Annotated in this window: 12 protein-coding genes; 8 read left to right on the top strand and 4 right to left on the bottom strand. The window is 68.3% G+C overall.

Going from position 1 to position 14,146, the window contains the following annotated elements; all coding sequences use genetic code 11:
- Positions 1-3 precede the first annotated feature (3 nt).
- On the bottom strand, positions 4-966 hold the full coding sequence (locus AB0F44_RS21015; protein ID WP_357358640.1) for a helix-turn-helix domain-containing protein: 963 nt from the start codon (positions 964-966) through the stop codon (positions 4-6).
- Positions 967-1,036: 70 nt separating this feature from the next.
- Between AB0F44_RS21015 and AB0F44_RS21020 the strand changes: the two genes are divergently transcribed.
- The 8 genes from AB0F44_RS21020 (at position 1,037) to AB0F44_RS21055 (ending at position 11,091) form a co-directional block, all read left to right on the top strand.
- Complete coding sequence (locus AB0F44_RS21020; protein ID WP_350718664.1) at positions 1,037-1,171, top strand: hypothetical protein; 135 nt, start codon at positions 1,037-1,039, stop codon at positions 1,169-1,171.
- A gap of 57 nt (positions 1,172-1,228) precedes the next feature.
- Complete coding sequence (locus AB0F44_RS21025; RefSeq protein WP_350659965.1) at positions 1,229-2,299, top strand: CoA ester lyase; 1,071 nt, start codon at positions 1,229-1,231, stop codon at positions 2,297-2,299.
- A gap of 1 nt (position 2,300) precedes the next feature.
- Complete coding sequence (locus AB0F44_RS21030; RefSeq protein ID WP_357358641.1) at positions 2,301-3,164, top strand: CoA ester lyase; 864 nt, start codon at positions 2,301-2,303, stop codon at positions 3,162-3,164.
- Positions 3,165-3,416: 252 nt separating this feature from the next.
- The gene (locus AB0F44_RS21035; RefSeq protein WP_357358642.1) at positions 3,417-4,403 is read left to right on the top strand and encodes a hypothetical protein; all 987 of its coding nucleotides are present in this window, start codon (positions 3,417-3,419) and stop codon (positions 4,401-4,403) included.
- 265 nt (positions 4,404-4,668) lie between these two features.
- A complete protein-coding gene (locus AB0F44_RS21040; protein ID WP_357358643.1) occupies positions 4,669-5,952 on the top strand; it encodes a choice-of-anchor P family protein in 1,284 nt (427 codons plus the stop codon).
- A 182-nt stretch (positions 5,953-6,134) separates the two neighbouring features.
- Positions 6,135-9,491 (top strand): heterodisulfide reductase-related iron-sulfur binding cluster, encoded by a 3,357-nt coding sequence (locus AB0F44_RS21045; protein ID WP_357358644.1) that lies wholly within the window; start codon positions 6,135-6,137, stop codon positions 9,489-9,491.
- Between the two features lie 173 nt (positions 9,492-9,664).
- Entirely contained in the window at positions 9,665-10,255 is a 591-nt protein-coding gene (locus tag AB0F44_RS21050; protein ID WP_357358645.1) for a toxin-antitoxin system HicB family antitoxin, read from the top strand.
- Between the two features lie 74 nt (positions 10,256-10,329).
- Entirely contained in the window at positions 10,330-11,091 is a 762-nt protein-coding gene (locus tag AB0F44_RS21055; protein WP_357358646.1) for a DUF4097 family beta strand repeat-containing protein, read from the top strand.
- Between the two features lie 12 nt (positions 11,092-11,103).
- Here the strand turns inward: AB0F44_RS21055 and AB0F44_RS21060 are convergent, their stop codons facing one another.
- The 3 genes from AB0F44_RS21060 to AB0F44_RS21070 all read right to left on the bottom strand — a co-directional run bounded on the left by AB0F44_RS21060 (position 11,104) and on the right by AB0F44_RS21070 (position 14,145).
- Complete coding sequence (locus AB0F44_RS21060; RefSeq protein ID WP_357358647.1) at positions 11,104-11,394, bottom strand: hypothetical protein; 291 nt, start codon at positions 11,392-11,394, stop codon at positions 11,104-11,106.
- A 10-nt stretch (positions 11,395-11,404) separates the two neighbouring features.
- Positions 11,405-13,135 carry a sodium:solute symporter family protein gene (locus AB0F44_RS21065; RefSeq protein ID WP_357358697.1) on the bottom strand — a complete coding sequence of 577 codons (1,731 nt, stop codon included), beginning with the start codon at positions 13,133-13,135 and terminating at the stop codon, positions 11,405-11,407.
- Positions 13,136-13,218: 83 nt separating this feature from the next.
- On the bottom strand, positions 13,219-14,145 hold the full coding sequence (locus AB0F44_RS21070; protein ID WP_357358648.1) for a siderophore-interacting protein: 927 nt from the start codon (positions 14,143-14,145) through the stop codon (positions 13,219-13,221).
- Position 14,146 lies beyond the last annotated feature (1 nt).

Genomic DNA, 14,146 nt, shown 5'->3' on the forward strand with positions numbered 1-14,146 from the left:
ACGTCAGGTTTTGACCTCTCGGCGGTGCGAGAACCGCTGCCGGTAGCGCGCCGGGGTCACGCCGACCTCCGAGGTGAACCCCGCCCGGAAGGTCACCGGCGAGTAGTAGCCGGACTCGTGGCTGATCCGCTCGATCGGCAGGTCGGTGGTCTCGAGGAGCGTCTTGGCGACCGCGATGCGCTCGGCGGTGACCCAGCGCATCGGAGTGGTGGCGAGGTCGCGCTCGAAGCGCCGGGCGAGGGTGCGCGGGGAGACCGCGGCAGCGGCCGCCAGACGCTCGAGAGTGATGTCCTCGTGCAGGTTGGCCCGGAGCCAGCTGCGCAGTTCGTCGAGCCAGTGGGCCTGTTCGGTGAGCGGGTCGGCCGCGACGTACTGTGCCTGGTCGCCGTCGCGGTGCGAGGCGATGACCAGGTTGCGGGCGATGGTGTTGGCGGCATGCTGGCCGTGGTCGGTGCGGATCAGGTGGAGGCACAGGTCCAGCCCGGCGGCCGAGCCCGCGCTCGTCAGCACGCCGTCGTCGACGTAGATCGCCCGCGGGTCGAGGTCGACCCCTGGATACGTACGCCGGAACACCTCCGCCCATCGCCAGTGGGTCGTGGCGCGGCGCCCGTCAAGCAGCCCGGCTTCGGCCAGGGCGAAGGCACCGGTGCACAGCGAGACCATCCGGGCGCCGCCCGCGGCAGCCCGGCGGAGCTCCCGGACGAGGGTCGGACTGATCGGCTCGCCCGGCCGGATCGCCGGCACCAGCACCGTTCCGAACTCAGCCAGCGCGGCCATCGGCTGCTGTGGCGTCAGCCGAGGCCCGCCGTGGACGCGCACCCCACGCAGGTCGCCGCACAGCACCACGTCGTAGAGCGGGCTGGCGTCGTGGTCCCAGTCGTAGCCGAGCGCCTCGAGCGGCATCCCGATCTCGAAGAGGGTCATCCCGTCGACGATCGGGATGGCGATGGACGGCTTTTCAGGCATGGCAAGAATCTATCACTCTTAGTCAATCCTGCCACTCCCCCAGAGGGCTCCGCGAGAGCACTCTGGAGTCATGACCAACTACAAGAAGAACCCCAGCAAGGTCCGCAGCACCGTCCGCTCCGTCCTCGCCGGCTTCGACGCCGGCGCCCGGATCCGTCACGGCGCCCAGGTTCCGAAGGACCATCCCTCTCGCCGTCGGTCGTGATCGTTACAAGCCGAGACGCCTACCGGCCGGTAACTCCCGGCCGTTAGGGTGACCGGCATGAGTCACAAGAGCCCCAAGGACTTCTTCGCACCGTTGGCGGTGGGCGCTCCCGCACCCCTGCGGGAGATCCCGGCGCGGCCGAGTCGCGCGATCCACTTCTTCGACCCGTCGAACCCGAAGATGGCGGCCAAGGTGCCCGCCATGGTCGGCACCGTCGACGTACTCCTCGGCAACCTGGAGGACGCCGTCAAGGCCGACAACAAGGTCGCCGCGCGCGAGGGTCTGGTGAAGATCGCCTCCGAGACAGACTTCGGGCCCACGCAGCTGTGGACCCGGATCAACTCGCTCGACTCCCCGTGGGTGCTCGACGACCTGGTCACCCTGGTCACCGAGATCGGCGACAAGCTCGACGTCGTGATGGTGCCGAAGGTGCAGGGTCCCGAGGACATCCACTACGTGGACCGGCTGCTCGCGCAGCTCGAGGCCAAGGGCGGCGTACAGAAGCCGATCCTCATCCACGCCATCCTCGAGACCGCGCGCGGCGTGGCCAACGTCGAGGAGATCGCGCTCGCCTCCCCGCGCATGCAGGGCATCAGCCTCGGCCCGGCCGACCTCGCGGCCGACCGTAAGATGAAGACCACCCGCGTCGGCGGCGGCCACCCGGGCTACCTGGTCCGCCAGGACCCGGTAGACGGCGACATCCACGGCAACCGCACGGTCTTCCAGCAGGATCTGTGGCACTACACGATCGCGAAGATGGTCGACGCCTGCGCCGCGGCGGGGATCTACCCCTACTACGGCCCGTTCGGCGACATCACCGACGTGGTCGCGGCCGAGGACCAGTTCCGCAACGCCTTCCTGCTCGGCTGCGTCGGCACCTGGAGCCTGCACCCGAAGCAGATCGAGATCGCCAACCGCGTCTTCTCCCCCAGCGTCGAGGACATCAAGCACGCGCGCCGCGTGGTCGCCGCCATGGGCGACGGCACCGGCGCGGTCATGCTCGACGGCAAGATGGAGGACGACGCTTCGCTGAAGCAGTGCCTGGTGCTCGTCGACCTCGCCGAGGAACTGGCCGCCATCGACCCGAAGCTCAAGGAGCTCTACGACGCGATCGAGATCGAGGACTGAGATGACCGACACGACCTTCCGCCCCCTGCGCTCGGTTCTCTACATGCCGAGCTCCAACACGCGCGCCCTCGAGAAGGCGAAGACGATCACCGCCGACGCGCTGATCCTCGACCTCGAGGATGCCGTCGCCCCCGACGCCAAGCCGGAGGCGCGCGAGAACGCGGCCGCGGCCGTGACATCGGGCGAGTACGGCAACAAGTACCTCACCATCCGCATCAACGGCGCCGACACCGAGTGGCACGCCGACGACCTGGCCGCCGCCGCCAAGGCAGGACCCGACGCGATCGTGGTCCCCAAGGTCAACAGCGCCCAGCAGGTGCACGACCTCGTCGCGGCCTTCGAGAAGGCCGGCGTCCCGGAGCAGACCAAGCTCTGGGCGATGATCGAGAGCCCGTACGCCATCCTCCACGCCGAGGAGGTCGCCTCTGCCTCCGAGCGGCTGACGGTGCTGGTCATGGGCACGAACGACCTGGTCAAGGAGCTGTACGTCGACCACGTCCCCGCCCGCGCCAACCTGGTCACCAGCCTCCAGCTGGCCGTGCTCGCCGCGCGCGCGAGCGGCAAGGTCATCCTCGACGGTGTCTACAACAACGTGAAGGACGCCGAGGGCTACGCGGCCGAGGTCGAGCAGGGCCGGATCTTCGGGTTCGACGGCAAGACCCTGATCCACCCGGCCCAGGTCGAGGGCGCCAACGCAGGCTTCGCGCCGAGCGAGCAGGCGGTGTCCGACGCCAAGGGTCTCATCGAGACCTGGGAGGCGAGCGACGGTGGCGTCGTGACCTACAACGGCAAGATGGTGGAGAACCTCCACGTCGAGTCCGCGCGGCGCACGCTGAGCATCGCCGAGGCCATCGCAGCGTTGTAATCAACAGGAAGATATACCCCCGGGCGTATCTTTCTCGTTACCTCCCGCGTGCATTTCGCCTTGTCAGTAACTTTTTTCTGAGAAGAAGGTGACAAGTAGTCGAGATTCTGGTTCCGTTACGTGCTGCGCGACACTACCGACACTCGCTACGCGCTCAGGAGACAGCGTCAGATGACTGAAGCGAATCGTCGGCCCGCGACGGGGGACCACTCGAACGTCCCACCCACGCCGGCTCGACACAACGTTCCACAGATGCGCACCAAGAACGAGACCACGGCCGACCCCCTCGAGATCGCCAACCGCGCTCTCGAGGGGTTGTCACCGGCGACCGAGTCGTGGTTCGACAGCCCCCGGGCGACACCCGAGCCGGCGCGACCTCGCCACACGCCGTACACGCCCCAGGCTCAGGCCCAGCCGCAGCCCGGCACGGCGCTCGTCCCGCGACGCCCCGACAGCGGCTACTACCAGCCGTCCCGGCCGGTCTACCAGCGCCCGCTGCCTTCGCACGCGCAGCTGCCGCAGTACGCCTACCAGCCGAGCCCCTACACGGCCCACCAGATGCACCCGGCAGGGCCCGTGACCTTCGCCAACCCGGCGATGCCGTCGTACGCCGCCGCTCAGGTGCCGACCCGGAACGGTTCGATCGTGGACCACGGCCCGGCCCCGAAGAGCCGCGCCCGCAACAAGAAGGCCGTACTGCTGCCGCTCGCGGCGATGGCGATCGCCTCGGCCGGCATCGGCGCCTTCGCCCAGGCCAACGTCGGCCCCGGCGTCGAGACCCAGCAGGTCAAGGCCCACGCCGGCCAGTACGACGCCGTGCCCGTGGTCGACACAGCCGCCCAGAAGGTCATCGACGCCCCCGGCGTGATCGCGCCGGAGACGACATCTCCCTTCTCCCCCGCGGCCGCCGGCACCACCTCCGGCGGCAAGCACTCCAGCGGCGACTACGACGCGCCCTCCACCGCCGAGGGCTACGGGGGCGCTCACTCCTCCAGCGGGACGGTCTCCACCCCGCAGGAGGGGGACACCTTGTCGGACAAGGATCCGGCGCCCGCTCCCGAACCGGCTCCCGAGCCGGCCCCGGAGCCCGCTCCGCAACCCCAGCCCGAACCCGAGCCCGAGCCGACCCCCGCGCCGACCCAGCCGTCGCTGGGCGAGAACGTGGTGGCCCCGGTGCTCGACACGGTGACGGGCGTCATCGACGGTCTCACCGGAATTCAGCTCGACCTGACGCCGTAGTCATCGAATGACCCAGAACGGGGTCGTGACCTCATCCGAGGTCACGGCCCCGTTTGCGTATGCCCGGGTGGGTTACCCATGGCAAGAGCGGGCCATCTAGAAATAGGACCTCCGTCCCGATAACTTCCGTGGTTTTCCCTCGTTTGAGCGATGTGCCACCCCTTAACTCGGGAGTGCGCCAGGTTCCCCCGGATCTGGCAGGTGGCACGGCCCCGTTGCGGGGATCTTGGGGGATCCCCACCGCAGAATCGGAGTCCAACCAACAATGCGAAGCATCCGTACGTTCGCGCTGTCCGCAGCCGCTGCCGCCGTCGTCGGCGCAGTCCTGGTTGTGCCGGCGCCATCACAGGCCGCGCTGACGAACACCTCCTTCGGGATGTTCGCCGCCGGCTTCGGCACCCGCGTGACCGGTGGAAGCATCCCGGCCAACTCGGGAGACCTCGGATACCAGACGATCGGGTGCACCCGTAAGGCTGGCTACGACGTCAACAACAACACCGCCGGCGCCAAGGTCCCGGGCGTCGGCACGATCGGCGCCACCACGACCAAGCAGCGCACGGTCAAGTCCGGCTCGACGGTCAAGTCCATCTCGGAGCACAAGATCGCCGACGTCGTGCTCGACAAGAGCCCGCTGGGCAAGGTCACCGTCGAGGGCCTCAGCTCGGTGTCCCAGGCTTGGTGGGACGGCAAGGCCTACAAGGCCGACTCCAAGGCGAAGATCGCTCACGTGGTCCTCGACCCGGCCGGCCCCGGCCAGAAGATCGACCTGCCGATCCCCGGCCGTGACAAGCCGCTCGTCATCCCGGGCATTGCCACCATCGGTCTGGGCAACACCGTCGAGAAGACCAACGCCGACGGCGCCGAGGCTTACGCCAACGGCATCTGGATCAAGCTCCACGGCACCGACTCCGAGGTCATCGTCGGTCGCTCCCGCGCCGAGATCAACGGCCAGGCCTTCTCTGGGGTCTTCAGCGGCTTCTCCAACTCCATCGACGCCACCGCCCTCGGCGGCGTCGCCAAGGTCGGCAAGAACCCGCTGACCAACGCCGGGTGCGCCGGCACCAAGGGCAAGCTGAAGACCAAGTCCATCGGCCACGTGCCGCTGGGCGAGGCGGGCGACGTCGTTGACGTCAAGGGTCTGACCAGCGGTCAGCGCTCGAACCAGACCAAGACCACCGCCGGTGGCTACACCTTCGGTGAGGTCGCCAACGTCAACATCGGCGACGGCGCGATCCGCATCGAGGCGATCCGCGCCCAGGCGAACGCGAAGTTCGTCAAGGGCAAGGGCTCCACGACGTCCATCTCGGGCACCAAGTTCGGTGACATCTACATCCAGGACCGTAAGGTCTCCCTCGCCCAGCTCGAGTCGGCGCTCTCCCGCGTCAACATCCCGGGTCTGGCCAAGATCGAGACCAAGGTCGTCGTCGAGCGCAGCAAGAACCTGGTCGAGGTCGTCGCCCTGCGACTGACGCTCCTCGACGCCACCGAGGGCACCAAGACCGTTGTCAACATCGGTCACGCCAAGTTCAAGGTCAACGCAAACAAGTGAGGCCTTGATCCACTGAGGCTGTCCTAAGAAACGGCCCGCGTCCTGACCAGGTCGCGGGCCGTTTCTTCATTCTGAAGTTACTCGCGGGTAGTATCAACCCACCCATACGCAGTCGAACCGACCTGAAGCATTAGGCTCGGTTCATTCCGGCAGTCCTGCCCCCTGATGAGGAGCGCCTAGGCATGTTGCAGATCATCGCCATCGTCGTGTGTCTTGCGGCAACGGTGGCCACCGCCTACCTGGTGATCAAGGCGGTCCGGTCGATGCTCGCGGTCATCAAGATCGGTACGCCGATCAGCCGCGTCGACCAGCCACTCGCCCGCACCCTGACGATGTTGAAAGAGACGGTCCTCCACACGCGCATGCTGCAGTGGACCTGGGTCGGCGTGCTCCACTGGTTCGCCTTCGCCGCGTTCTTGCTGCTCTCGACGGCGGTCGGGGCTGCGTACTTCCAGCTCTTCGACCCCGAGTGGACACTGCCGGTCATCGGCGAGCTGTTCGCGTACGAGTGGCTCGCCGAGCTCCTCGGCCTGCTCGGCGCGCTGGGCATCATCCCGCTGATCATCTACCGGGTGACCCATCTGCCCTCGAAGATGGGCCGCGGCACGCGGTTCTACGGCTCCACGCAGTGGCAGGCCTTCTTCGTCGAGGCGATGGTGCTGCTCGAGAGCGCGGCGATCCTGTTCATCCGCGGCGCGGAGTACAACCTCGCCAAGGCCCACGGCGGCGAGGTCGCCGAGCACGCCACCGCGTTCCACTTCCCGATCTCGCAGTTCTTCGGGGCGCTCTACCCCACCGGCCCCGACGCGATCCACACGCTCGAGAACGTCATCTACGCGATCGCGACCTTCAAGATCATCACTGCGCTGATCTGGCTGGCCGTCGTCTCCACCCACCTGACGATGGGTGTCGCCTGGCACCGCTTCACCGCCTGGTTCAACATCTGGTTCAAGCGCGAGCCGGGGTCGCGTACGTCCACCACCGAAGGCGCGCGCCCGCTCGGCACCGCGCTCGGCGCGATCAAGCCGATGCTCATCGACGGCAAGGCCGTCACCCTCGAGGACGTCGAGGAGGACCGGATCCCCGAGGACGCCATCCTTGGTGTCGGCTCGATCCAGGACTTCTCCTGGAAGGGCATCCTCGACTTCACGACCTGCACCGAGTGTGGTCGCTGCCAGTCGCAGTGCCCCGCCTGGAACACCGAGAAGCCGCTCTCGCCCAAGCTGCTGATGATGGGCCTGCGTGAGCACGCGTACGCCGCCGCCGGCGACGCCGAGCTCAAGGAGAAGCCGCTGATCGGCAAGGCCGACGGCGCCCCGGAGGGTGCCGGCGGCAACACCGAGGTCCTCGACTGGTTCTACAACCCCGAGGACGGCGGCTTCGTCATCGACGAGGACGTCCTCTGGTCGTGCACGTCCTGTGGTGCCTGCGTCCAGCAGTGCCCCGTCGACATCGAGCACGTCGACCACATCATGGACATGCGCCGCTACCAGGTGCTCGTCGAGTCCAACTTCCCCTCTGAGCTCAACGGTCTCTTCAAGGGCCTCGAGGGCAAGGGCAACCCCTGGAACATGAACGCCAACGCGCGCATGGACTGGGCCAAGGACCTGCCCTTCGACGTCAAGGAGGTCGGCAAGGACATCGAGTCGCTGGAGGAGGTCGACTGGCTGTTCTGGGTCGGCTGCGCCGGCGCCTACGAGGACCGGGCCAAGAAGACCACCCGCGCGGTGGCCGAGCTGCTCGACATGGCCGGCGTCTCCTTCGGCGTACTCGGCAACGGCGAGACCTGCACCGGCGACTCCGCCCGCCGTGCCGGCAACGAGTTCGTCTTCCAGGGCCTGGCTCAGCAGAACGTCGAGACGTTCAAGGAGTTCAAGGTCAAGAAGGCCGTCACCACCTGTGCTCACTGCTTCAACACGTTGAAGAACGAGTACAAGGAGTTCGGCATCGAGCTCGAGGTCGTCCACCACACCCAGCTGCTCAACCGCCTCGTGCGCGAGGGCAAGCTGACCCCGGTCTCGGACGGCGCCGGCGCCCACAAGCGCTCGATCACCTACCACGACCCGTGTTACATCGGTCGCCACAACGGCGTCTACGAGCCGCCGCGCGAGCTGCTGCAGATCATGCCCGGTGCCGAGTACAAGGAGATGCCCCGCAACTCCGAGCGCTCCTTCTGCTGTGGTGCCGGTGGCGCCCGGATGTGGATGGAGGAGAAGATCGGGTCGCGGATCAACGAGAACCGCACCGACGAGGCCGTCGCCACCGGTGCCGACCAGATCGCCGTCGGCTGCCCGTTCTGCCGCGTCATGCTCTCCGACGGTCTGACCAAGGCTCAGGCCAACGGTGCCGCGCGCGAAGAGGTCGAGGTGCTCGACGTCGCGCAGATGCTGCTCGCGTCCGTGAAGGGCGAGCAGGCGACCAAGCTGGCCCCGGGTGAGGGTGCGAAGGTCGGTGCCGCCGCCAAGGCTGCTCCGGCCGTCGAGGAGGCCGCTCCGGCTGCCGGTGCTGCGACCGCTGCCGCGGGCTCGTCGCTCTTCGACTCCCCCGCCGAGACCACCGAGGCCCCGAAGGCTCCGGCCGACGCGTCCTCGCTCTTCGACACCCCTGCCCCGGCCGAGCCGGCCTCGGGCGGTACGTCGGGTGGCTCGTCTCTCTTTGACACCCCCGCTCCGGCCGCTGAGCCGGAGAAGCCGGCCTCCGGTGGCTCGCTGTTCGACGACAGCGGGTCGCTCTTCGACACGCCTGCGGAGGCGCCTGCCGAGGAGAAGCCTGCTGAGGAGCCGGCTGCCGATCTCGGGACGGGTGGGTCGCTCTTCGACGTACCTGCTCAGGAGGCGGAGCCCGCTCCCGCCCCCGAGGCGAAGGCCGCGCCGGCTGCTCCGGCGCCGGCCGAGGAGCCTGCTGTCGACCTCGGTGGAGGCGGCTCGCTCTTCGACATCCCGGCTGCACCGGCCGAGGAGGCCGCACCGGCCCCCGAGGCGAAGGCTGCCCCGGCAGCCGAGCCTGCGGCCCCGGCTGCTCCGCCGGCCGCCGAAGAGCCGAGCATCGACCTCAGCGCAGGTGGTTCGCTCTTCGACATCCCGGCGAGCGAGCCCGCTCCTGCGGCTCCGGTCGAGGCCCCGGCTCCGGTCGAGACCGCGACGGAGACCCCGGCCGCACCCGCTGCGCCTGCACCCGCCGCACCTGCGGCAGGTTCGGGTGTGACGTCGGAGCCGAAGACGGACGTCGACTTCGACAGCCTCGGCTCGCTCTTCGACATCGAGGCGCCGGAGGGCACGGTCGCAGCTGCGGCTCCGGCCGCTCCCGCCCCCGCTGAGGCCGCTCCCGTGGCCGAAGCGGCCCCGGAGCCCGTGGTCGACGAGGCACCTGTCGAAGAAGCTGCGGTCGAGGTGGAGACACCGGCCGAGCCCGAGCCGGAGCCCGAGAAGGCGCCCGAGAAGGCGCCGGAGCCGAAGCCGGCACCGGCCGTGAGCGGAGAGGCTCACGCGCCGCGTACGGACGTCGACATCCACGAGGCAGGGTCGCTCTTCGACCTCTGACCTCGCCGCAGTCCGCTGCACCAGACGATGACACCTTGTGAGTGATTCACAAGGTGTCATCGTCATTTAGCCGAGGCGGCCGACCGGGGTGTGACGCCTCGGCGAGGGGTTTGACGTCACGTGATGTCAGATTGGGGTTGCGATGACGTCATCGTGATGTCATAGTGGTGCGTATGGACATCACGCCGTACATCGACAGCCTGCGACGGGACCTGCTGGCCGCGGCCGAGGCCTCGGGGCCGGAGGCGCGGGAGACCGCGGAGCGGCTCACCTACGCACTCGACCCGGCCGCTCGGCTGGCGATGATGGAGGCGGTGAGCCAGGCGGCCGCGGAGATCACGGCGGAGCTGCCGACGGGCAACGTGGACGTACGTCTGCGAGGGCGCGACTTGGAGTTCGGGGTCACGCTTCCCGAGCTCACCGAGCCGGTTCCCCCGACGCCGCCGACGCCGCCGACACCTCCCGCTCCCCCGGCTCCTCCCGCCCCGCCGGAGCCGGAGGGCGACGACAACCTCGCCCGGGTGACCCTCCGGATCCCCGAGTCGCTCAAGGCGAAGGCCGAGGAGGCCGCGGCCGACGCCGGCCAGTCGCTCAACACCTGGCTCGTCGGCGCGGTGCGCGCGGCGACCCGCGACAACGCGGTCAACGTCGACGTCGACCTCTCCGCGATCCCACACATCATCAACGAGGCGATGAGCAGCCTCGATCCGTTCCGCGGGAGCAACCGCGGCAGGTCCGACCGCCGGATGACCGGCTGGCTCTGACCTGAGCTCACAGCACGACCACGGACGGCCGCCCGGCCGGTCCGGTAGATCAGCACACCCTGAGGAGCACCATCATGAGCACGTACACCTTCATGTCCACCGCCCCCGCCAAGCTCTTCGTCGAGTTCGGGAAGGGCAACCTCGAGGTCCAGGCGACCGACACCGACGAGACCGTCGTCGAGATCGACGGCGAGGACGCCGAGAGTCTGGTCGTCGAGCAGAGCGGCGACACGATCAACATCATCGACCCGCACAAGGGTCCGTTCAACCGCTCGCGACGCTACGACATCAGCGTGACGGTCCCGACCCGCAGCCAGCTGCGAGCCCGCACCGGAACCGCCGACATCGCCACCCAGGGCGTCCTCCGGGCCGCCTGGCTCCAGACCGGGTCGGGCGACGTACGGATCGACCGGGTCACCGAGGAGTTCCAGGTCGAGTCCGGCTCCGGCGACATCGAGGCGGACACCCTCGACGGGCGCGCCTCGATCAAGTCCGGATCCGGTGACATCCGGATCGGTACGGTCCACGACCTGCACACCAAGACCGGCTCCGGCACCGTGGAGATCGACGAGGTCGAGGGCGACGTGAGCCACTCCACCGGCGCGGGCGACTTCGCGATCCACTCGGTCAGCGCGGGACGGATCTCGGTGAAGGGGGCCTCCTCCGACGTACAAATCGGGATCCCGAACGGCACCCCGGTGTGGACCGACGTCAACACGGTGACCGGCCGGTGCACCAGCACTGTCCAGAGCGCTGGCGCACCGGCCGCGGGTGAGCCCTACGTCGAGCTCCGCACCACCACCGTGAGTGGTGACATCACCCTCATCGGGCTCTGAGCCCGAGAGGGGCTACTCCTCCTCGTTCGCCTTGTCGGCGCCAGGGGCGTCCGGCACCACCGGCTTGAGCAGACCCCAGGCGATGAAGGAGCCCCCGATGACGAGCAGGACGATGCCCGCCCAGAGGTTGGCGTTGGGCCCGCCGGTCTTCTCGACCTCGGGGTCGCCGAACAGGCCCATCAGCAGCAGGATGACGCCGTAGATCGTGAGCAGGGACCCGATCACGTTGCGGATGTCGAAGAGCGACAGCAGCGTTCCCAGAAGGCTCTTGTTGACTTTGGCTTTGCTGTTTTCAGTGGACATCCCAGCCTCCTCAGAAGATCGCGTTCAGGATGGTGACCATGACCAGCGCAACACCGGCCAGGGGCACCGGGCGCTGCCACCACGGGCGACCGGCATCCTCGGGATCCACCAGGTCCTCCGGCGGGGTCTCGGAGTACACCAGACCCTTCAGGGAGCCTTCCGGCTTCGGCGCGGTCACCAGCGAGACGAGCACGCTGACGATGATGTCGACGAAGAAGGCCGCACCGGCAGCCACGAACGACGCACCCTGGCCGGAGAGCGGCAGGACACCGACGGAGAGGCCACCGAGCGTGCCGTCGGCGAGGATGCCGACGAGAACCGCCGCCAAGGTGCCGGAGACGAGGCCCATCCAGCCGGCGGTCGCGGTCATCCGCTTCCAGAACATACCCAGGATGAACGTCGCGAACAGCGGCGCGTTGAAGAACCCGAACAGGGTCTGCAGATAGTCCATGATGTTGGAGAAGTTGGACGCCAGGACCGCAGTGAAGATCGCGATGGCGGTCGCCGCGACGGTCGCCCAACGGCCGAGCTTCACGTAGAAGTCGTCGGGGCGGTCCTTGATGATGTACTCCTGGATGATGTCGAAGGACACCACCGTGTTGAACGCGGAGACGTTGGCCGCCATACCGGCCATGAACGCCGCCAGCAGGCCGGTGATCGCCAGGCCGAGCAGACCGTTGGGCAGCACCTCCGCCATCAGGTAGAGCAGCGAGTCGTTGTACGTCACACCCTCCCCCGAGGCACCGCCCGCGACCGACTCCCCCGCCTTCGTACGCGCGATCTCGGTGACCAGCACCGCCGCGATCATGCCGGGGAAGATGGTGATGAACGGGATGAACATCTTCGGGAAGGCGCCGATGATCGGCGTCTTCCGCGCCGCCGAGATCGAGTCGGCGGCCATCGCTCGCTGGACCTCGACGAAGTTGGTCGTCCAGTAGCCGAAGGAGAGCACGAAGCCGAGACCGAACACGATGCCGACGACCGAGAGGAAGTCGGAGGAGAAGCCGGTCAGGGCGGCGCCGGGCCAGGAGTTGAGCTGGTCGGCGGCGGGCGCGATGGTGTCGGGGTTGGCGGCCGCGGCCTTCTCGATCTTCGAGGTCAGGCCGTCCCAGCCGCCCACCCGGTGGAGGCCCAGGAGCGTCAGCGGCAGCAGCGCGGCGACGATCACGAAGAACTGCAGCACCTCGTTGTAGATCGCGGCCTTCAGACCACCGAGGGTGATGTAGGACAGCACGATCACCGCGGCCACGATCAGCGCCACCCACAGCGGCCAGCCGAGCAGCGCGTGCACGATCGAGCCGAGCAGGTAGAGGTTGATGCCGGCGATGAGCAGCTGCGCCAACGCGAACGAGAGCGCGTTGACCAGGTGGGCACCGGTGCCGAAACGGCGCTTCATGAACTCGGGGACCGAGCGCACCTTCGAGCCGTAGTAGAAGGGCATCATCACGACGCCCAGGAACAGCATCGCCGGGATCGCACCGATCCAGAAGTAGTGGACGGTGGGGAGACCGACCTGAGCCCCCGTCGCCGACATACCCATGATCTCGACGGCGCCGAGGTTTGCTGAGATGAAGGCGAGACCGGTGACCCACGCGGGCAGGGACCTGCCCGAGAGGAAGAAGTCGACCGAGCTCGACATGCCGCGGCTGGCCAGGAAGCCGATGCCGAGAACGAACGCGAAGTAGATCGCGATCAGGAGATAGTCGACCGCGTTGGCCTGGATCAGGGTGTCCGCGGCCAGGATGCTTGCTTGCATTCCGAGACCCTTCTATTTGATTGGGCGCACCAAACTTAACCACGCGTACGCCTCAAAAATGCGCTGGGTCACCCCTTCATCGACACGCCTTCTCGCCAGTAGCCCATGAAGGCGACCTGCTTGCGCGGCATCTCGAGCTCGTTGACCAGATGACGCCGCAGCGCGGTGACCATCCGGGACTCCCCGGCGATCCAGGCGTAGCGCCCGTCCTCGCCGTTCTCGGCGCCGTTCGCGACACCGTTCTCGGGGCCGGCGACCTCCTCGCCGGAGGACGAGTAGTCCGGGGTCTCCCACAGGTCCGGGTCCTCGACCTCGACCGAGGTCACGTCCTCGGGCGTCGCCTCAAAGCCGAGCAGCCCACCGACGGCAGCCAGGGCCGGTCCGCCCACGGGCGCGCCCTCGCGCGGCAGCCAGCTGACCTGCAGCCCCTCAGGCGCAGACACCTCCTGTACGTCACCAGCGACCGGCACCTCCAGGAAGGCCGATCCGGTGGCGTCCGCCGGCAAAGACTCGAGGATCGAGACGATCGCCGGGACGGCCGTCTCGTCGCCGACCAGGAGCAGCCGGGTGGCGTCACCGGGAAGCCACTCGATCCCGCCGTAGGGCTCGCCGAGCTTGGGTCCGGCGACCAGGATCTCGTCGCCCGGCTTGGCCGCGCCGGCCCAGTCGGAGCCGGGACCGTGCGCGCCGGGGTGCAGCACGAAGTCGACGTACAGACGCTTCTCGATGCCTTCACCCTCGATCGAGCGGATCGTGTAGGTGCGCATCCGCGGGCGCTCGTCCTCGGGGAGGGCGAGCCATTCGGTGTACCAGTCCTCGGCCGTGAGCTCGGGCAGTACGCCCGGGGTGGCCGGGAAGAGGAGCTTGATGCGCTGGTCGAGGGTCGGGCCGTCATTGCCGAAGTCGGCAAGGTCGTCGCCGGCCAGCTCGATCCGGGCGAAGGACGGGGAGAGGCGCTCGACGGAGCGCACCGAGACGCGGGCGAGGATGGGCATG

The organism is Nocardioides sp. NPDC023903, assembly GCF_040639295.1.
GTDB lineage: Bacteria > Actinomycetota > Actinomycetes > Propionibacteriales > Nocardioidaceae > Nocardioides.